Genomic DNA, 20930 nt, shown 5'->3' on the forward strand with positions numbered 1-20930 from the left:
GAGGAACGCGTGGCTGACGAGAAGGAACTTCGGGAGTACCTGAGGCGGGCGATCGCGGACGCACGGGAGGCGCGTAAGCGGCTGCACGAAGTGACGGCGAAGGAGCGTGAGCCGATCGCGATCGTCGGCATGGCGTGCCGGTTCCCCGGCGGTGTCGCCTCCGCCGCGGACCTGTGGCGAGTGGTCGACGACGGCGTCGACGCGATCTCCGAGTTCCCCACCGACCGGGAGTGGGACCTGGACGATCTCTTCGACGCCGACCCGGACCACACCGGCAAGTCCTACGTCCGGCACGGCGGTTTCCTCGATCGCGCAGCGGATTTCGATCCTGCGTTCTTCGGCATGTCACCGCGCGAGGCGTTGACCGCGGACCCGCAGCAGCGGCTGCTGCTGGAAACCACCTGGGAGGCAATGGAAGACGCGGGCGTGCTGCCCGCGACACTGCGCGGCAGCCGGACCGGCGTGTTCGCCGGGCTGATGTACCTCGGCTACGGCACCGGGGTGCTGCACGACATCCCCGACGAGGTCGAGGGCTATCTCACCAGCGGCCTGTCCAGCAGCGTCGCGGCGGGCCGGATCGCCTATACCTTCGGCTTCGAGGGGCCGACGGTCGCGCTCGACACCGCGTGCTCGTCGTCGCTGGTGACCATGCACCTCGCCGCCGCGGCACTGCGGCGCGGGGAATGCGATCTCGCGTTCGCCGGTGGCGCGAGCGTGATGGCCACCCCGCTGACCTTCGTCGAGTTCTCCCGTCAGCGCGGACTCGCCGCGGACGGCCGGGTCAAGGCCTTCGCCGACGCGGCCGACGGCACCTCGTGGTCCGAGGGCGCGGGCATGCTGCTGCTGGAACGGCTTTCGGATGCCGAGCGCAACGGGCATCGGATCCTCGCCGTGCTGCGCGGCTCGGCGGTGAACGCCGACGGCGCGTCCAACGGGCTGACCGCGCCGAACGGCCCCGCGCAGGAGCGGGTGATCCGGGACGCGCTCGCCTCGGCCGGCCTGCCGCCGTCCGAGGTGGACATCGTCGAGGCACACGGCACCGGCACCCGGCTCGGCGATCCGATCGAGGCGCGGGCGCTGCTCGGGGCCTACGGCAAGGACCGCACGGAACCGCTGTGGTTGGGTTCGCTGAAATCCAATATCGGGCACACCCAGGCCGCGGCGGGCGTTGGCAGCGTCATCAAGATGGTCCAGGCCATGCGTAATGGCCGGATGCCGCGGACGTTGCACGTGGATAAGCCGACCTCCCACGTGGATTGGGCGCCGGGCGCGGTCGAACTGCTCACCGAGGCGCGGGCGTGGCCCGCCGGAGTTCGGCCCCGGCGGGCGGGTATCTCCGCCTTCGGTATCAGCGGTACCAACGCACACGTCATTCTGGAAGAGGCTCCCGCGCAGGCGGAGTCGGCCGCATCGGTCGAGCCCGCGGTGGTGCCGTTGGTGGTCTCGGCACGGGATGAGGCCGCGCTGGCCGAGCAGCTCGAGCGGCTCGGCCGTCATCTGGCGGAGCGGCCCGAGCTCGCGCCCGCGGATGTGGCGTGGACGCTCGCGACCGGCCGGAGCGTGTTGGAGCACAGCGCGGTCGTTATCGGTGCGGACCGGGACGCGCTGTTGGCGGGGTTGACCAACGCGAGCCGGGTCGATCGGTCCCGGGCAGGCCGGTTGGCGGTGTTGTTGACGGGGCAGGGTGCGCAGCGTCTTGATATGGGGCGTGAGCTTTATGGCTGCTCACCGGTGTTTGCTGCTGCTCTGGATGCGGTGTGTGCGCATTTCGAGAGGGAGCTCGAGCGTTCTTTGAAGGAGGTGTTGTTCGCACCGCAGGGTTCGGCGGATTCAGCGTTGCTGGATCAGACGGCGTACGCGCAGGCGGCGTTGTTCGCGGTTGAGACGGCGTTGTTCCGGTTGCTCGAATCGTGGGGTATCACACCGGATTACCTGTTGGGTCATTCGATCGGAGAGGTGACCGCAGCACACCTGTCCGGGGTACTGGACCTGGCCGACGCCTGCCGTTTGGTGGCGGCTCGTGGCCGGTTGATGCAGTCGGCTCGCGAGGGTGGCGCGATGGTCGCGATCCAGGCCGGCGAGGCCGAAATCGAAGTCGCGCTCGCGAGTTTCGCCGACCAAGTCGCCATCGCCGGAGTGAACGGCCCCGACTCGGTAGTGATCTCGGGTGATGACCTGGCGGTAGAGCGGATCGCCGCCGACTGGAAAGCCAAGGGCCGCAAGACCAAGCGCCTCACGGTCAGTCACGCGTTCCACTCGCCGCACATGGACGACATACTCGCCGAGTTCACGGCGGTAGCCGCGACGATGACGTTCGCCGCACCACGGATTCCGATCGTGTCGAACGTGACCGGCGCCTTGGCGACCGCGGCGCAGCTGAGGTCGCCCGAGTACTGGGCTCGGCACATCCGCGAGGCCGTGCGGTTCCTCGACGGCGTGCGAACCCTCGAAAACGAGGGCGTCACCGACTATCTCGAACTCGGCCCGGACGGGGTCCTGACCGCGCTCGTCGCAGGCTGCGTGACCCGCGAGCCCGGGTTGGCACTGCCCGCCCTGCGTGCGGGCAGGTCCGAAGCCGACACCATGGCACAGGTTCTCGGCTCTCTGCATGCCAGGGGCAGGGCCGTGGACTGGTCCGCGATCCTGTCCGGCGCCACCCGAGTCGACCTGCCCACCTACGCCTTCCAGCGCCAGCGCTACTGGCTGGGCGGCACCGCGCGGACCACCGACGCCCGCGGCCTCGGGCTGCGCACCACCGACCACCCGCTGCTCGGCGCCGTTGTCCCGGTCGCAGGCACCGGCGAACTGCTGTTCACCGGTCGCGTCCGCGCCGCGGGCCGTTCCTGGCTCGCCGACGGCACCGCCGTCCTGGTCGAACTCGCGCTGCGCGCGGGCGAGGAGGTCGGCTGCGGCACCATCGACCGGCTGGAAACCCCGACGCCACTGGCGATTCCCGACGACGCCGTCGTCGATCTGCAGATCCGGCTCGGCGAGGCGGACGACGCGGGCCGCCGCCGCGTCGTGATCCGCTCCCGCCGCGACGACGAGGCCTGGACCCGGCACGCCGAGGGCGTCCTCACCGCGTCGACCTCCGCCGCTCCTGTCGACATGACCGACTGGCCACCGAGCGCCGCCGAGCCGATCGAATTGGACGGCACTCGCGCGGCCTGGCGACGCGGCGACGAACTTTACGCCGAAGTGGCCCTGCCGGACGACGTGACCGACGCCGACCGATTCGGGGTGCACCCCACCCTGCTCGATCCGATCTTGCGCGCGGCACTGAACCTCGACGGCCAGCAGGAACTGGTCCCCGCCGACTGGTCCTCCGTCGAGTCGTACGCCATCGGCGCCACCGCGCTCCGGCTGCGCCTCACCCTGTCCACCGCGGATACCCTCGCCATGGTCGCCGCCGACGGCACGGGACTCCCCGTGCTGTCCGTCGCCGCGCTCACCGGTCATCCGCTGCCGACCGAAGACGCCGGACACGCGGAGAGCCAAGGCAACTCGCTGTTCCACATCGGCTGGCAGCCGCGCACGATCGCCAAGCCCCGCCCCGTGTCCTGGACGTTGTGGGAGCAGTGCACCGAAACCGAACCGGCGCCGGAAGTCGTCGTGCTCGACTGCGGGACCACCGAAGAAGGCACCGTGCCCGAGCGGGTCCGCGCCACCGCGGCCAGGGTGCTCGACGTGCTCGGCGTCTGGCAGTCCGGTGACCGCTTCGCGGACTCGACCCTGATCGTGGTGACCCGAAACGCCATGGCCACCAACGACGGCGATCGAGTCGACCTCACCCAATCGCCGTCCTGGGGTCTGGTGCGGGCCGCCCAAGCCGAGAGCGCCGACCGGATCGTGCTGGCCGACGTGGACGGCACCGACCTGGACTCCGTCGTCGCCGCGCTGGCCGCCGCGGGCGAACCCGAAGTCGCCGTACGCGACGGGGCACTGCTGGTACCCCGGCTGCACGCGGTCGAGGCACCCACCGAGCCCGCGACATCCGACTGGGGGAAGGGCACCACCCTGATCACCGGCGGCACCGGCGGGCTCGGCGCGCTCCTGGCCAGGCACCTGGTCACCGCGCACGGCGCCCGCAGGCTGGTACTGACCTCACGGCGCGGCCTCGACGCACCCGGCGCCGAACAACTGCGCACCGAACTGACCGAGCTCGGCGCCGAGATCACCGTCACCGCTTGTGATGTCGCGGACCGGGCCGCCGTTGCCGAACTGCTGCAGTCCATTTCGGACGAACACCCGCTGACCGCCGTCGTGCACGCCGCCGGCGTACCCGACCACGGACTCGTCACCGCACTGACCGAAGATCGGCTGGATCGCGCCCTCGCGCCCAAGGCCGACGCCGCCTGGCACCTGCACGAGCTCACCCGCGACCTCGACCTGAGGGCCTTCGTGCTGATCTCCTCGGCAGGTGGACTGCTGCTGTCCGCGGGCCAGGCGGGCTACGCCGCGGCCAACGTCTTCCTGGACGCGCTGGCCGAGCACCGCCGCGCCGAGGGCCGGACCGCGACCGCTATCGCGTTCGGCCTGTGGGACATCGATGCCGGGCTCAGCGGCCTGCTCAACGACGCCGAGCTGCAACGCTTACGGCGCCAAGGCTTTCCGGCGTTCTCCGCCGTCGAGGGTGTCGCCCTCTTCGACGCCGCCCTGGCCGGCGACCTGCCGACGGTCGTCCCGGTGCGGCTCGACCGGGCCGCGCTGCGGTCCCGGCCCGACGGCGTCCCGGCCTTGCTGCGCGGTCTGGTGCGCACCCGCGCCAGGGCCGCGACGACCACCGCGACCTCACCGCTGGCCCGACGGCTGCTCGGCCAGTCCGCCGACGAACGCAGGCGCACCCTGCTCGACCTGGTCTGCGTGCACGTCGCCGCCGTACTCGGCCACGCCGACCCCACCGCGATCGCGGCCGACCGCGCCTTCGGCGACCTCGGCTTCGACTCGCTGACCGCGGTCGAGCTGCGCAACCGGCTGAGCGCGGCGACCGGACTGCGACTGACCAGCACCGTGGTCTTCGACTACCCGTCGGCCGAAGTGCTCGCCCGCTACCTCGGCGAGCGGCTCGGCGCGGCCGCGGACGCGACCCGAACCTATACTCAACCAGGCAACCACGCCGACGAGCCGATCGCCATCGTCGGCATGGCGTGCCGATTCCCCGGCGGCGTCAACTCGGCCGAGGACCTGTGGCGACTGGTCGACGACGGCGTCGACGCGATCTCCGAGTTCCCCACCGACCGCGGCTGGGCGCTGGACGGGCTGTTCGACCCCGATCCGGACAAGGCGGGCAAGTCCTACGTCCGGCACGGCGGTTTCCTCGACGACGTCGCCGGATTCGACCCGGACTTCTTCGGCATGGCCCCGCGCGAGGCGCTCGCCGCCGACCCGCAGCAGCGGCTGCTGCTGGAAACCACCTGGGAGGCAATGGAACACGCGGGCATCCTGCCCGCCACCCTGCGCGGCAGCCGGACCGGCATCTACACCGGTCTCATGTACCTCGGTTACGGACCAGGCATGGTGCCGACCACGCCGGACGGCATCGAGGGCTACCTCACCACGGGCGTGTCCACCAGCGTCGCGGCGGGCCGCCTCGCCTACACCTTCGGCTTCGAGGGACCGACGGTCGCGCTCGACACCGCGTGCTCGTCGTCCCTGGTGACCATGCACCTCGCCGCGAACGCACTGCGCCAGGGTGAATGCGACCTCGCCTTCGCCGGTGGCGCAACGGTATTGGCCACCCCGCTGTCCTTCGTCGGGTTCTCCCGGCAGCGGGTGCTCGCTCCGGACGGCCGGGTCAAGGCCTTTTCCGCGGCCGCCGACGGCACGGCCTGGTCCGAGGGCGTCGGCATGCTGTTGCTGGAGCGGCTCTCCGATGCCCGGCGCAACGGTCACCAGGTGCTCGCCCTGCTGCGCGGCTCGGCGGTGAACTCCGATGGCGCGTCCAACGGGCTGACCGCGCCGAACGGTCCGGCCCAGGAGCGGGTCATCCGCCGGGCTCTCGCCGACGCGGGGCTGCGACCCGCCGAGGTGGATGCCGTCGAGGCGCATGGCACCGGCACCCAGCTCGGCGATCCGATCGAGGCGGGCGCGCTGCTGGCCACCTACGGCCAGGACCGGGATCGGCCGCTGCTGCTCGGCTCGCTCAAATCCAATATCGGGCATACGCAGCTGGCCGCCGGGGTCGCGGGCGTGATCAAGATGGTCGAGGCGATGCGCCGGGGCAAACTGCCGCGCACCCTGCACGTGGACGCGCCGTCGCCGCATGTGGATTGGGAGTCCGGCGCGGTCGAGCTGCTGACCGAGCCGAGGGACTGGCCGCAGACCGGCGCACCGCGCCGGGCCGGCGTGTCCGGCTTCGGAATCAGCGGCACCAACGCCCACGTCATCCTCGAGCAGGCGCCCGCCGAGCAGGCTGTCGCCGCGACCGGTCGGGCCGATCAGGTGGTTCCCTTGGTGCTGTCCGCCAAAACCGCTGCGGGTCTGCAGGATCAGGCTCGGCGGCTCGGCTCGTACCTGACCGAACGGCCCGAGCTCGCGCCCGCGGATGTGGCGTGGTCGCTGGCGACCGGCCGGACCGTGCTGCCGCACAGCGCGGTTGTCGTCGGCGCCGACCGGGACGAGCTGATCGCCCGGCTCGCCACCGTCACCGGCACCGAGCGGGACGGCCGGGCGGGCAGGCTCGCCGTGCTCCTGACCGGTCAGGGTGCCCAGCGCCTCGGTATGGGGCGTGAGCTGTATGGATCGTCCGCGGTCTTCGCGGCCGCGTTGAACGCGGTGTGCGCGCACTTGGACACCGAGCTCGAGCGGCCGCTGCAGGAGGTGCTGTTCGCGCCGGAAGGTTCGGCGGACTCGGCACTGCTTGATCAGACGGCGTATGCGCAGGCCGCGTTGTTCGCGGTCGAGACCGCGTTGTTCCGGCTACTCGAATCCTGGGGTATCACACCGGATTACCTGCTCGGCCATTCGATCGGCGAGTTGACCGCGGCCCATCTGGCGGGTGTGCTCGAGCTACCCGACGCCTGCCGTCTCGTCGCGGCCCGTGGCCGCTTGATGCAGTCCGCCCGCGAGGGCGGCGCGATGATCGCGATCCAGGCCGGTGAAGACGAGATCCGGGATTCGCTGCACGCCGGCGTGGCCATCGCGGGCATCAACGGCCCGCGGGCCGTGGTGATCTCGGGTGACGAGGACGCTGTCGAGCGACTCGCCGCCGCGTGGAAAGACAAGGGCCGCAAGACGAAACGGCTCTCGGTCAGTCACGCGTTCCATTCGGCGCACATGGACGACATGCTCGCCGAGTTCGCGGCGGTCGCCGAGACGGTGCGTTTCCACGCGCCGCGCATCCCGATCGTCTCGAATGTCACCGGAACGCTGGCGACCGAGGACCAATTGCGTTCGCCCGCTTATTGGTCCCGGCACATTCGCGCGGCGGTGCGCTTCCTCGACGGCGTGCGCACCCTCGCCGCCGAGGGCGTCACCGATTACGTCGAACTCGGCCCCGACCCGGTGCTGACCGCACTGATCACCGACTGCCTGCCCGGCAACGGCCCAGGCCTGCTGACGTCCATGCTGCGCGGGGTCAAACCGGAGAACGAGACTGTCGCCCGCGTCCTCGGTTCCCTGCACGCCAGGGGCTGGGCCGTGGACTGGGCCGCGGTGCTGCCCGGCGCCACCCGAGTCGAGCTGCCGCGCTACGCATTCCAGCGTCGACGCTACTGGCTGGAGCACACCGGCCGGGCGGCCGACACCGCCGGGCCCGGGCTCGACCACCCGATGCTGTCCACCGCGGTCGCCATCGCCGGTCGCGATGAGCTGGTGTGCACCGGCCGGATCTCGCTCGCCGAGCATCCCTGGCTCGCCGAACACATCATCCACGGCACCACCGTGCTGTCCAGCACCGTCCTGATCGAGCTGGCCGTCCGTGCGGGCGACGAACTCGGTTGCAGCACACTGGCACAGCTCACCATGCGGGCACCGCTGCTGCTGCCCGACGCGGGTGCGCTGCGGTTCCAGCTCCGGATCGGCGAACAGGATCCGGCGGGGGAACGGGCACTGACCGTCCACGTGCGACCGGACGACGACACCGCCTGGCTCGAATGCGCCGACGGCAGGCTCAGCAACCAGGAGGCCGCCGTCGAACGGATCGACGGCACACCCGCGACGGCACGGCTGGCCGAGGAGCTGCACGCCGACGCGGCCCGCTACCGGTTGCACCCCGCACTGCTCGACCTCGCGCTCGCCGCGCGGCCGATCACGGTGGGCGAGCAGACCATTCGGGTGCCCGCGGTCTGGCGCGGGGTAAGACTGCACGCGGCAGGCGCGACCTCGGTCCACAGCCGGATCGCGGAGATCGACGCGGACACCATCGGGCTGGCGCTGGCCGACGAGCAGGGCGAGCCGGTCCTCACCGTCGATTCCCTGACCTACCTGGACATTCCGGCCGACCGCTTCCAGCTCGGCGACGACACCGCGTCGGCGGCGCAGCCGACCAGGACGACGCGCCGGACGGCACACACCTCGATGGCCGCGGCGGAACCGCTGACCCAGCGGCTTACCGGGCTGAGCGGGGCGGCGGCGCGCCGGCTCGTCCTCGACCTGGTGCGCGCCGAGGTCGCGACGGTGCTCGGCCATCCGGATCCGGGGGCCATCGGCGACCACCGCGAGTTCCAGGAGCTCGGCTTCGACTCCATGGCCGCGGTCGAGCTGCGCAACCGGCTCAACGCCGGGACCGGGCTGACCCTGGCCACCACCCTGGTCTTCGACCACCCGACCCCCGACGCGCTCGCCGAACACCTACTCGCACTGGCGAATCCGGCCAACCAGAGCGGCTTCGGCCGAGTGCTGGTCGAGCTCGACCGGATCGACGCGCTGCTGGCCACGGTGGCGAACGAGGGCGACGGCCAGGCCGCGGTCCAGCGCAGACTGCGCACCATGCTCGCCAAGGTGGGCAGGCCCGAGCGCGACAGCGAGCACGCCGACGCGACCGCGGCGATCCAATCGGCCTCGGTGGACGAGATCTTCCACCTGATCGACACCGAACTCGGCCGCTCCGCCAGCTGAACCACAGCGCGCGGCCCGGTCATTGCTAAGGAGATATCGATCCGATGTCCAACGAGTCCAACGAAGAGAAGCTGGTCGAATACCTCAAATGGGTGACGGCGGACCTGCGGGAGACCAGGGCGCGCCTGGCCGAACTGGAGGCGAGTGACACCGAACCCGTCGCCATTGTCGGCATGGCCTGCCGTTACCCCGGCGGGGCCGCCGATCCGGAGCAGCTGTGGCGGCTGGTGGACGACGGGATCGACGCCATCGCCGAACCGCCCGGCGATCGCGGCTGGGACATCGAGCGGCTGCGCAAGAAGTGTGCGATCACCGAGGGTGGCTTCCTCGCCGACGCCACCGAATTCGACGCCGCCTTCTTCGGCATCTCGCCGCGCGAGGCGGTGGCGATGGACCCGCAGCATCGGGTGCTGCTGGAGATCTCCTGGGAACTGTTCGAGCACGCCGGGATCGACGCGAACTCGTTGCGCGGCAGCAAGACCGGCGTCTTCGTCGGCGTGCTGGAGGAGAGCTACCTCGGGCTGGCCGCGCCGGAGGAGCTCGAAGGCTATCTGATGACCAGCAAGCTCGGCAGCATCGCGTCCGGGCGTATCGCCTACACCTTCGGCCTGGAGGGGCCCGCGATCTCGCTGGATACCGCGTGCTCGTCCTCGTTGGTGGCGATGCACCTCGCACTGCGCTCACTGCGGTCCGGCGAGTCCACGCTCGCCCTGGCCGGCGGGGCGATCATCAACGGCGACGCGGGTGGTCTCGTCGACTTCGCCAAACAGGGTGGTCTCGCCGCGGACGGCCGCTGCAAGTCGTTCGCCGCCGCCGCGGACGGGACCTCCTGGTCCGAGGGCGCCGGAATGGTGCTGCTGGAACGGCTCTCCGACGCGCGCCGCAACGGCCACCGGGTACTGGCCGTGGTGCGCGGCAGCGCGGTCAACCAGGACGGTGCGTCGAACGGGCTGACCGCGCCGAACGGTCCCGCGCAGGAGCGGGTGATCCGAGACGCGCTCGCGGCCGCCGGACTGCGACCGTCCGACGTGGATGTGGTCGAGGCCCACGGCACCGGCACCAGGCTCGGCGATCCGATCGAGGCGGGCGCGCTGCTCGCCACCTACGGACAGGAGCGGGACCGGCCACTGTGGCTCGGTTCGATGAAGTCCAATATCGGGCACAGCGGACCGGCCGCCGGGGTCGGCGGCGTGATCAAGATGGTGCAGGCGATGCGGCACGGCCGACTGCCGCGCACGTTGCACGTGGACGAACCGTCGCCGCATATCGACTGGTCCACCGGTGCCGTCGAGCTGCTGACCCAGCCACAGGATTGGCCGGTGGCCGACCGGCCGCGCCGGGCCGGGGTGTCCGGCTTCGGGATCAGCGGCACCAATGCGCACGTCATCCTCGAGCAGGCGCCCGAAGCGGTAGCCGAAACCAGTGCGGGTGTCGCGCTGCCCTCGGTGCCGTGGGTGCTGTCCGCGAAGTCCGCGGAAGGCCTGCGGGCCAAGGCGAATCAGCTGTTGGACTACGCGCGGGACGCGGCCGAGTTCGCACCGGCCGATGTGGCACTGTCGCTCGCCACCGGCCGCGCTGTGTTGGAGCACAGTGCGGTGGTCGTCGGTAAGGAGCGGGCCGACTTCGTCAGCGGTCTGCAGAATCTGGCCGAGGAAGGCGCACCGGCGAGCAACCGTGCACGCGGCCGGTTGGCGGTGTTGTTGACGGGTCAGGGTGCGCAGCGTCTTGGCATGGGGCGTGAACTTTATGGCTGCTCGCCGGTGTTTGCTGCTGCTCTGGATGCGGTGTGTGCGCGTTTGGATGGTGAGCTCGAGCGTTCTTTGAAGGGTGTTTTGTTTGCGCCGGAGGGTTCGGCGGATTCGGCTTTGCTGGGTCAGACGGTGTATGCGCAGGCGGGGTTGTTCGCGGTTGAGACGGCGTTGTTCCGGTTGCTCGAATCGTGGGGTGTCACACCGGATTATCTGTTGGGTCATTCGATTGGTGAGGTGACCGCGGCGCATCTGTCCGGGGTGCTGGATTTGGCGGACGCTTGCCGTTTGGTGGGGGCTCGTGGCCGGTTGATGCAGTCGGCTCGTGAGGGTGGCGCGATGGTCGCGATCCAGGCCGGCGAGGCCGAGATCAAGGATTCGCTGCCTTCGGGAGTGGCGATCGCAGGCATCAACGGCCCACAGGCCGTGGTGATCTCGGGCGATGAGAACGCTGTCGAGCGTTACGCCGCCGACTGGAAAGCCAAGGGGCGCAAGACCAAGCGCCTCACGGTCAGTCACGCGTTCCACTCGCCGCACATGGACGAAATACTTGCCGAGTTCACAGCCGTAGCCGCCACGGTAAAGTTCAGCGCACCTGAGATCCCGATAGTGTCGAACGTGACCGGCACCTTGGCCACCGAGGAGCAGTTGCGTTCGCCGGACTACTGGGCCCGGCACATCCGCGAGGCCGTCCGGTTCCTCGATGGCGTGCGAACTCTCGAAAACGAGGGCGTCACCGACTATCTCGAACTCGGTCCGGACGGCGTGCTGACCGCACTCGTCGCCGACTGCGTCGAACGTGACTTCGGCGCCCTCCTGAACATGTTGCGCGCGAACAGATCCGAGACCGAAACGGTCGCGACCGCCGTCGCGGGTCTGCACACCAGGGGGATCGCACTCGACTGGTCCGCCATCCTGCCCGGCGCCGCCCAGGTCGAGCTGCCCACCTACCCCTTCCAGCGCAAGCGGTTCTGGCTCGGTCAGCAGGCGCGGCCGAGCGACGCCGCCGGACTCGGCCTCGACCAGGCCGACCACCCACTGCTCGGTGCCGCCCTGTCCATCGCGGGCAGCGAGGCGATGCTGTTCACCGGGCACCTCGCCCGATACAGCCACCCGTGGCTCACCGACGGCACCTCGGCGCTCGTGGAGATCGCCATCCGGGCGGGTGACGAACTCGGTTGCACCGCAATCGATCACCTGTACACGCCGATCCCGCTACAGCTGACCGCGGAGGGTGGACGGCAACTCCAGGTGCACGTCGGCGCGCCGGACGCCGCCAACCGCAGGACCATCACCATCGCCAGCCGCGTCGACGAGATCGACACCGATTGGACCGAACACGCCACCGGCCTGCTCAGCTTCACCGGCCGCGACGGCCGATCCGGCGGCGACGCGGACTGGCCCTCGCCCGGCGCCGCGGAGATCGAGGCCGGGCTCTGGCGCGACGGCGACACCCTGCTGACCGAGGCGACATTGCCCGAGCAGAACGAAACCGCCCGTCTCGCACTGCATCCCGCCCTGCTCGATGCCGCCCTGCGCCCCGTACTGGAGGTGGGGGAGTATGTCGCCGAATGGCACGGGCTCCGGCTGCACGCCACCGGCGCCACCGCGTTGCGCGTTCGGCTGACCGACGGTGCCGCCCTCTCGGTGCGCGCCGAGGATCGCACCGGACAGCCCGTCCTCGACATCGACGCGGTGGTCCGCAGGCCGCACCCGGACCGCCCGACCGTGGCCACCGAGGCCATGTTCACAGTGGACTGGACACCCATCCTGCTCTCGACCCGCCCGCCGGTGCTGCGCTGGGGCCTTGACGGGGACGCCGTGCGCGTCGACCTGTTCGCACCGGAGGGTGCCGATCCGGCGCAGGCTGCCCATGACCTCAGCCGGCGGGCCCTGCGGATGGTGCGCGAGTGGCTGGCCGACGAGGATCGCACCGCCCGCCTCGTCGTGACCACCAGGGGCGCGCTGCAATGTCGCGACGAAGCGGTCACCGATCCCGGCGCCGCCGCGGTCTGGGGTCTGCTGCGGTCCGCCCAGTCCGAAGCCCCCGACCGGATCATCCTCATCGATCTGGACGCGGCCGAACCGACCGAGGAGCTCCTCGCCGCCATCGTGGTCTCCGGTGAAGCCCAGGCGGCGATCCGCGGCGAGACCGTGCTCGTGCCCCGGCTCAGCCGGTTGCGCGTGCCGCCGGAACTCGACGAATACCGTTGGAGTACCACAGGAACTGTTCTCATCACCGGCGGTACCGGTTCGCTCGGCGCGCTGTTCGCCCGCCACCTCGCCGGCACCCACGGCGTCACCCGGCTCGTGCTCACCAGCAGGCGCGGCCCGGCCGCGCCCGGTGCCGAGCAACTGCGCGCCGAGCTCCGCGAACTCGGTGCGGAGGCGACCATCGCCGCCTGCGATGTCGCCGACCGTGCCGCACTGGCCGCGCTGTTGGCCGACATCCCCGCCGACCACCCGCTGACCGGGGTGATCCACACCGCGGGCGTCATCGACGACGGCCTGCTCACCGACCTCACCCCCGACCGGCTCGACGCCGTGCTGCGGCCCAAGGTCGACGCCGCCTGGCAACTGCACGACCTCACCAAGGACCACGACCTCACCGCGTTCGTCCTGTTCTCCTCCACCGCAGCCGTTTTCGGCGGCCCCGGCCAGTCGAACTACGCCGCGGCCAATGCGTTCCTCGACGGACTGGCCTGCTACCGCGCGGCGGCCGGGTTGCCCGCAACGTCGGTCGCCTGGGGTCTGTGGCGCCAAGACGGCGGCATCACCGGCCATCTCGATCGAGCCGACCTCGACCGCATCGCCAGGGGCGGCTTCCGGCCGATCGAACCCGGCCAGGGCACCACGCTGCTCGACACCGCGCTCGGCCTCGGCCGCACCGAACTCGTCGCCACCCCGTTCGACCTCGCGCTGCTGCGGGCCCGCCCCAGCCAGGCCCCGGTACTGATGCGCAGACTGCTGCGGCTGCCGACCCGGCGGGTGGCAGGCAATACCGACAGCGGTCTCGACTCGCTGACCGCTCGCCTGACCGGACTGGACCGGCGCGACGGCCGTCGGCTCGTACTCGAGCTGGTGCGCAGCGAAGTCGCGGCCGTGCTCGGGCATGCCGATGGCTCCGGCATCGGCGCGGATCAGCCGTTCACCGACCTCGGGTTCGACTCGCTGACCTCCATCGAACTGCGCAACCGGCTCAGCACCGGCACGGGCTGCCGACTGCCGGGCACGGTCGTTTTCGACCGGCCGACCCCGAACGAACTCGCCGACTTCCTGCGCACCGCGTTGCTGGCGAAGCGGACCGAGGCCGAGTCGAGGGAGGTCGTCGACTTCGCCGCCGAGATCGTCCTCGACGAGGACATCCGCGCCGCGGCGACCGTCAGCCGGGTCGCCGTCGCGCCGAATGCCGTGTTGCTCACCGGCGCAACGGGATTCGTCGGCGCGTTCCTGCTGCGCGACATCCTGCGCGCCGGGGACGCTCAGGTGTACTGCCTGGTGCGCGCCGAGGACGAGGCCGCCGCGCTGATCCGGCTGCGCGAGAGCCTGCGGTGGTATCAGGTGTGGGACGAGGTGGACCCGGCGCGGCTGACGATCGTGGTCGGCGATCTCGCGCGACCCCGATTCGGCCTCGCCGAAACCGAATTCGACGAGCTGGCGCGGACCGTCGACGTCGTCTACCACGCGGGAGCCACCGTCAACTGGCTGTACCCGTACCGGGAACTCAAGCAGGCCAACGTGCTCGGTACCGCCGAGGTGCTGCGCCTGGCCGCCAGGCATCGCACCGTCCCCGTCCACTACGTCTCGACCACCGGTGTGTTCTCCGCCGAAGCGGCGGGGGACCGGCCGCAGCGCCCCGACGACGCGACCGGGCCGGGGGAGATCTTGCCGACCGGCTACGTGCAGAGCAAATGGGCGGCCGAACAGATCATCGGAGTGGCCAGAGATCGCGGCGTGCCGGTCTCGGTGTACCGGGTCGACGTGGTCTCCGGCGACCAACGCAACGGCGCCTGCCAGACCAGCGACTTCGTCTGGCTCAGCCTCAAGGGCCTGCTGCAAGCCGGCGCGGTGCCCGAGCGGCTCGGCGGTCACCTGCATTTCGTGCCGGTCGACTACGTCAGCGCCGCCATCGTCGCGCTGTCCACCAAGGCGGACGCGGCCAACCGGAACTTCCACCTGTACAACCAGGACGATCTGAGCTTCGCCGATTGCGTCGACTATCTGCGCTCGATCGGTTACACCTTCGCGGAACTGCCATGGGCGGAATGGGGCGAACTGATCAAGCGGGATCGGGAGAACGCCATGCTGCCCCTCTTCGGCGCTTTCGCGGTAATCGCCTCGGGCGAAGACGACTCCGATCGGCTGTTCGATACCAGCGAGACGGAGTCCGCCCTCGCGGGCACCGGCATCGCTTGCCCATCGGTGACGAAGGACCTGTTCGAGAAGTACGTCGATTTCTTCGTCCGCGCGGGCTATTTCCCGCGTGTCACCGACGGCCCACAGGTTTCCGGGACGCCGACGGGGCGCACCGACGGAGTCAGGAGCTGATGACACTGTGACCATCCTGGATGACACCCCGCACGGCACCGGCGCGGCCGACCGGCTCGCGGAGTTGCACGAATACCGGGCCAAGGCCCGCCAGGGGCCCGATCCGAAGGCCACCGAACGCCAGCACGCCAAGGGCAAGCTCACCGCGCACGAACGCGTCGAGCTGCTGCTGGACGCGGGTTCGTTCCAGGAGATCGAGCCGCTGCGCAGGCATCGCGCCACCGGTTTCGGGCTGGAGGATCGCAGACCCTTTTCCGATGGTGTGATCACCGGCTGGGGCACGGTCTACGGCCGCCCGGTGTTCGTCTACGCGCACGACTTCCGGATCTTCGGCGGCGCGCTCGGCGAGGCGCACGCCGCCAAGATCCACAAGGTGATGGACCTCGCGATCCAGGCGGGCGCACCGCTGGTCTCGCTCAATGACGGTGCGGGCGCGCGGATTCAGGAGGGCGTCACGGCGCTCGCCGGCTACGGCGGCATCTTCCGGCGCAATACCCAAGCGTCCGGGGTCATTCCACAGATCAGCGTGATGCTCGGGCCGTGCGCGGGCGGTGCCGCCTACTCGCCCGCGCTCACCGATTTCGTCTTCATGGTGCGCGGCATCTCGCAGATGTTCATCACCGGACCCGATGTGGTGCAGGCGGTTACCGGCGAGCAGATCAGCCAGGACGGCCTCGGCGGCAGCGACGTGCACGGCACCGACTCCGGGGTGGCGACGTTCGTCTACGACGACGAACAGAGCTGCCTCGAGGACGTCCGCTATCTGCTCTCGCTGCTGCCCGCCAACAACCGGGAGCTGCCGCCCGGCGCTCCCGTCGCCGATCCGCCGGATCGGCGCACCGAGGAGCTCATCGACCTGGTGCCCGCGGATTCCCGTGTGCCATACGACATTCGGCACGTCATCGAGCAGATCGTTGACGACGGCGAGTTCTTCGAGGTGCATACGGCGTGGGCGCCGAACATCGTCTGCGCGCTGACCAGATTGGCCGGGCAGGTCGTCGGCGTGGTCGGCAACCAGCCCAATGCGATGGTCGGCGCGCTGGACATCCATGCCAGCGAGAAGGCGGCGCGGTTCGTCCAGTTCTGCGACGCGTTCAACATCCCCATCGTCACCTTGGTCGACGTGCCCGGCTTCCTGCCCGGCGTGGACCAGGAGCACGGCGGGATCATCCGGCACGGCGCGAAACTGCTCTACGCCTACTGCAATGCCACCGTGCCCAGGGTTTCGCTGGTGCTGCGCAAGGCCTATGGCGGCGCCTACATCGTCATGGACTCCCGGTCGATCGGCACCGATCTGTCACTGGCCTGGCCGACCAACGAGATCGCCGTGATGGGCGCGGAGGGCGCGGCGAACGTCATCTTCCGCAGGCAGATCGCGGCCTCGGACAATCCGGAAGCAACCAGGGCGCGGCTGGTCAAGGAGTACAAATCCGAGCTGATGCATCCGTACTACGCCGCCGAGCGCGGGCTGGTGGACGACGTGATCGATCCGTCGGAGACCAGGATCGTGCTCATCAGGGCGCTGGCGATGCTGCGCGCCAAACACGCGCCGCTGCCGAGCCGCAAACACGGAAACCCGCCGCAATGACGCAGGAATCCGCCGCAATGACGCAGGACACCGCGCTCCGTATCGAACGAGGATGCCTGGACGACGCCGAAATCGCGGCGCTGACCGTCGTCCTCGTCGCGCTACAGACTTCGACTGCGCCCCAGGGGAATTCGGATCCCGCACCGCCGTGGTGGCGGGCCGGCGGCGACGCGCCCGCCGCGGGTTCCTGGTCTGCCCGGCAACCGCCGTCCTGGCAGGCGCAGCACTGAGTTTCACACCGATAACGCAGACCCGAGGAAGGGTGGTCATGATGCCGGAAACACTGGAAACTGTGCGCGAATTCGTCGGCACGGAGCTGGAAGGCAAGCGGGAATACCTCGATTCGCTGGCCGAGGCGCCGCTGCCGATATACGAGAAGTTCGCCGACACCGGGCTCGCCAACTGGTGGCTGCCCACCGAATACGGCGGCGCCGGACTGAGTCTCACCGACAGCGTGGCCATCACGAACGAACTCGCCTACGGCGACGCGGGCGCGGCCTTCACCCTGTTCATCTCGGTGCTCGGGACCAGCATCGTGCAACTGTACGGCTCGGCCGAACTCAAGGACCGCTACCTCGCGCCGATGGCCAAGCAGGGCAGCTTCTGCGCCACCCTCGGCAGCGAGCGCAACGCGGGCAGCGAGCTCGCCAAGATCGACACCATGGTCGCGCGCTCCGGTGACGAACTCGTGCTGACGGGGGAGAAGTACTTCTCCACCAACTCCGGCTTCGCGGATTTCCTCGTCGTCATCGCGCGCTCTGCCGATGACCCCAGCGACTACTCCGCCGTGCTCGTCCCCGCCGACACCCCCGGCGTGCGGGTGGTGAAGCGCTGGGACATGCTCGGCCTGCGCGCGTCGGGCACCTATCAGATCAGCCTGGACAACTGCCGGGTGCCCGCGGCGAACCAGCTGCGCGGCTCCGGGTTGCGCTTGCTCGAGGTCGGCCTCAACGCGAGCCGCATCCTCATCGCGACCACCGGACTCGGTATCGCGCGGCGGATCAGGGACCTGTGCATGGATTACGCCAAGACCAAGTCGTTCCGGGATTCCACGTTGCTCGCCGCGCCGGTGTTCGCCGCCAAGCTCGGCCAGATGGAGATGCAGATCGACGTGATGAAGAGTCATCTGCACGCGGCGGCCGGGCAGTACGACGCCATCATGAACGGACCGGATCCGGCCGAAACCTTCGCTAGGATCGGCACCTTGAAGTCCGCGGTCACCGCGAAGATGTTCTGCGGGCAGGCGGGCTGGGACATCGCGAGCGTCGGCTCCGAGATGTTCGGCGGCCTCGGCTACACCCACGAGTCGCCGATCGGCAAGCTGCTGCGGGATATGCGCTACGTCTCGATCGTGGAAGGCGGCGACGATGTCCTGCGGGATCTGGTCTTCAGCCGCTACGTGGTGCCGGTGTCGCGCCGATCGTGAGCACTCCGTGCCCGCTATGCGCCGAACGTGCCGCACCCCGATGGCGGCACGTTCGACGTTTTCTCAGCTGTCCTTCGTCGTGAGCCGCAGGTAGGCCAGCGACAGTCCGACACCGATGTAGCAGAGCGCGCACAGCACGCTCTGCCGCAGCGCGTCGGTCGGCATCGGATCGCGCAGCACATCACCGATCGCGTTCCAGGACTCGGTGAGCAGGAACGGATGCAGCCAGTCCAGCGGGGACAGCATGGTCAGCAGGGTGGACAGGGCGGTGCCGCCGAGGACCGCGATGACCACGATCAGCGGGTGGTCGGTGCACGCCGAGATCGCCAGTGCCACCGCCCCGACCGCGAGCAGCTGCAACGTCACCCAGCCGACGGCGATCATGATCTTGCCGAGCGCGGCCCAGAAGGTGACACTGCCGCCGGACAGGCTGTATGTCGCGTGCGTACCGTTCATCACCAGACCGGCGGCGAAGCCGGACAGCGCCATCGGCAGCGTCGCGGCCAGCACGACGACGGCGACGCCGACCGCCTTGACCGCGAGCAGCCTGCCCCGGCTCACCGGCGCGAGCAGCCAGCCGCGCAGCGTGCCGTGCGCCGCCTCGCCCGCCAGCGCGTCCGCGCCCGCCATCGCCGCGGTGATCGGCATTCCGGTGGTCAGCGAGATGACGATCACGGCGATGGGGAGTGCGAACGCGTTGCCGACAGCGGCGGGCAGCAGACCTGAACCCGGCCCAGCGTGCGGGCTCGTGGACGGCTCGGCGAACAACAGGCTGATCCCGACGGCGATCGGGATGAACGGCAGCACGCTGAGCATGATGAGGTTGCGCGGCCTGCGGAAGACCCAGCGCAGCTCCGCGCGTAGCAGCCTGGTGAACGCCACCGAGCCCCTGGTCGTGGCGGCCGTGGTCGCGGCCTCCATCCTGTTCTTGCTCGGTATCGCCTCTGCGTTGATCATGCCGATCGTTCCTCGTCCATCGCGGACCACAGGTCCGTCGGTTCCGCACCCTCGGTCAACCTGGCGAACATCGCGTCGAGCCCGGTGCGGGCGCGGGTGGCCTCGTAGATCGACACCTCACCGCGGACCAGGATGCGCAGCACCGAGGGCGCGTCGGTCGTGCTCAGGTCGACCCGGACACCCTCCGGCACGAGCAGGCTCGGAATCCGGTTCTCCCGCAGCAGCGCAACGGCTTTCGTGCCGTCCGTGGTGGCGACGATGAGCGAGGGGCCGCCCGCCTCCAGCAACTCACCCATCTCGCCCTGCGCCACCAGAGTGCCGTTGTGCAACACCGCGACGTGGGTGCAGGTGGCCTCCACCTCGGCGAGCAAGTGCGAGGACACCACCACGGTCACGCCCTCGGCGTGCAGCTCGGCGATGATCTTGCGGACCTCCCTGATGCCCGCCGGATCGAGGCCGTTGGTCGGTTCGTCGAGGATCACCAGCCGCCGGGGCGCCAGCAGCGCGGCCGCGAGCCCGAGTCGCTGCTTCATCCCGAGTGAATAGCCGCGGTAGCGCCGATCGGCGGCCGGACCGAGGCCGACCCGCGCCAGCGCGGCCGTCACCGCGCTCGGGATCTCCGCGGTGGTCAGTCCCGGTTCGGCGGCGGCGAGCCTGCGCAGGTTTTCCCGCCCGGACAGGAACGGGTGAAAACCCGGCCCCTCGACGAGCGCGCCGACCTCGGGCAGCGCGGCGGACGCGGCCTCGGGCATCCGGTGCCCGAGCAGTTCCACCTCACCCGAGGTCGGCCTGCCCAGGCCGAGCAGCATGCGCAGGGTGGTCGTCTTACCCGATCCGTTCGGCCCGAGCATGCCGAGCACCGAGCCCTCCGGCACCCGTAGGTCCACCTTGTCCACCGCGACCGTGCCGCGATACACCTTGCGTAATCCGTTGGTACGGGCCGCGAACGGGCCGGTGAGGCCCGCGTTCGGCAGCCGGTCGCCGGCGATGGTCGCGAGCGTCATTTCCCCTCCAGCGCCTCGTAGTCATTGGTGAAATTGGGAATCGAGTCGATGAGTTCGGTCATCCAGGGTTCGGCGGGCACCGGGTTCGGGCCGACGATGCGCAGCGAGGACATGACCGTGAGCAGCATGCCGTTGGCGAGGAAGGCGCGAACCTCCGCCGGCGACGAGTTGGTGAGGTCCCTGATGAGTCGATAGATCCGGCCGTAGCGGTCCCGGACCACGGCGCCGATCTCCGGATCGGAACTGGCCGCGAAGCCGTGCAGCAGCATGGCCATCAGTTCCCGCTCGGCCAGCATCATCCGGTCGTAGGCGGGCGCGAGATCGCTCAGTTCGGTACCGGCGTCGCGGAAGATCTGCTCGACGCGGTCCGCCGCGCGCTCGACCCCCGCGATGAAAAGCCGCTGTTTGGAGCCGAAGAGCCGGATCACATAGGGCTGCGAGACGCTGGCCAGCCGCGCGACGTCGTCGGTCGTCGTGCCCGCGTAGCCCGCGATCGAGAACGCGCCGATGGCGGCGGTCACCAGCTGTTCGGTGCGCTCGGCGGCGGTCAGCCGTTTGGTCATCGAGCCTCCTGATCGACTCCGTTGACATGTTATCAGTCG

General features: G+C 70.1%; 7 protein-coding genes and 1 pseudogene. 5 read left to right on the plus strand and 3 right to left on the minus strand.

Annotated elements, in window-relative coordinates; translation table 11 throughout:
• Window positions 1-9: 9 nt before the first annotated feature.
• From ACIHA7_RS23340 to ACIHA7_RS23360, 5 genes and pseudogenes are all read left to right on the plus strand, one after another.
• A complete protein-coding gene (locus ACIHA7_RS23340) occupies window positions 10-9057 on the plus strand; it encodes an SDR family NAD(P)-dependent oxidoreductase (protein ID WP_397293024.1) in 9048 nt (3015 codons plus the stop codon).
• Window positions 9058-9125: 68 nt separating this feature from the next.
• Window positions 9126-15353 (plus strand): annotated as a pseudogene (locus ACIHA7_RS23345) (type I polyketide synthase); the annotation flags it as partial.
• Window positions 15354-15360: 7 nt separating this feature from the next.
• Window positions 15361-16941 carry an acyl-CoA carboxylase subunit beta gene (locus ACIHA7_RS23350; RefSeq protein WP_397293025.1) on the plus strand — a complete coding sequence of 527 codons (1581 nt, stop codon included), beginning with the start codon at window positions 15361-15363 and terminating at the stop codon, window positions 16939-16941.
• Window positions 16938-17171: an acyl-CoA carboxylase subunit epsilon gene (locus ACIHA7_RS23355; RefSeq protein WP_397293026.1), complete on the plus strand. Its 234-nt coding sequence runs from the start codon at window positions 16938-16940 to the stop codon at window positions 17169-17171. Before ACIHA7_RS23350 ends, ACIHA7_RS23355 begins: the two co-directional genes overlap by 4 nt.
• Before the next feature lie 38 nt (window positions 17172-17209).
• Window positions 17210-18367 (plus strand): acyl-CoA dehydrogenase family protein, encoded by a 1158-nt coding sequence (locus ACIHA7_RS23360; RefSeq protein ID WP_397293027.1) that lies wholly within the window; start codon window positions 17210-17212, stop codon window positions 18365-18367.
• Between the two features lie 63 nt (window positions 18368-18430).
• Here the strand turns inward: ACIHA7_RS23360 and ACIHA7_RS23365 are convergent, their stop codons facing one another.
• The 3 genes from ACIHA7_RS23365 to ACIHA7_RS23375 are packed head-to-tail and all read right to left on the minus strand — an operon-like array spanning window position 18431 to window position 20891.
• The gene (locus ACIHA7_RS23365; RefSeq protein WP_397293028.1) at window positions 18431-19324 is read right to left on the minus strand and encodes an ABC transporter permease subunit; all 894 of its coding nucleotides are present in this window, start codon (window positions 19322-19324) and stop codon (window positions 18431-18433) included.
• Window positions 19321-20328, minus strand: coding sequence for an ABC transporter ATP-binding protein (locus tag ACIHA7_RS23370; RefSeq protein ID WP_397293029.1), 1008 nt, complete (start codon window positions 20326-20328; stop codon window positions 19321-19323). The genes ACIHA7_RS23365 and ACIHA7_RS23370 overlap by 4 nt, the downstream gene beginning before the upstream one ends.
• A complete protein-coding gene (locus ACIHA7_RS23375; RefSeq protein WP_147131517.1) occupies window positions 20325-20891 on the minus strand; it encodes a TetR/AcrR family transcriptional regulator in 567 nt (188 codons plus the stop codon). The genes ACIHA7_RS23370 and ACIHA7_RS23375 overlap by 4 nt, the downstream gene beginning before the upstream one ends.
• Window positions 20892-20930 lie beyond the last annotated feature (39 nt).

Source organism: Nocardia sp. NPDC052316 (assembly GCF_044547795.1).
Classification (GTDB): Bacteria; Actinomycetota; Actinomycetes; order Mycobacteriales; family Mycobacteriaceae; genus Nocardia.

What these genes read in the sequence shown, in the direction of transcription:
- ACIHA7_RS23355 (WP_397293026.1), top strand. Translation starts at nt 16,938, where the DNA reads ATGACGCAGGAATCCGCCGCAATGACGCAGGACACCGCGCTCCGTATC.
- ACIHA7_RS23360 (WP_397293027.1), top strand. Translation starts at nt 17,210, where the DNA reads ATGATGCCGGAAACACTGGAAACTGTGCGCGAATTCGTCGGCACGGAG.
- ACIHA7_RS23365 (WP_397293028.1), bottom strand. Translation starts at nt 19,324, where the DNA reads ATGATCAACGCAGAGGCGATACCGAGCAAGAACAGGATGGAGGCCGCG.
- ACIHA7_RS23370 (WP_397293029.1), bottom strand. Translation starts at nt 20,328, where the DNA reads ATGACGCTCGCGACCATCGCCGGCGACCGGCTGCCGAACGCGGGCCTC.
- ACIHA7_RS23375 (WP_147131517.1), bottom strand. Translation starts at nt 20,891, where the DNA reads ATGACCAAACGGCTGACCGCCGCCGAGCGCACCGAACAGCTGGTGACC.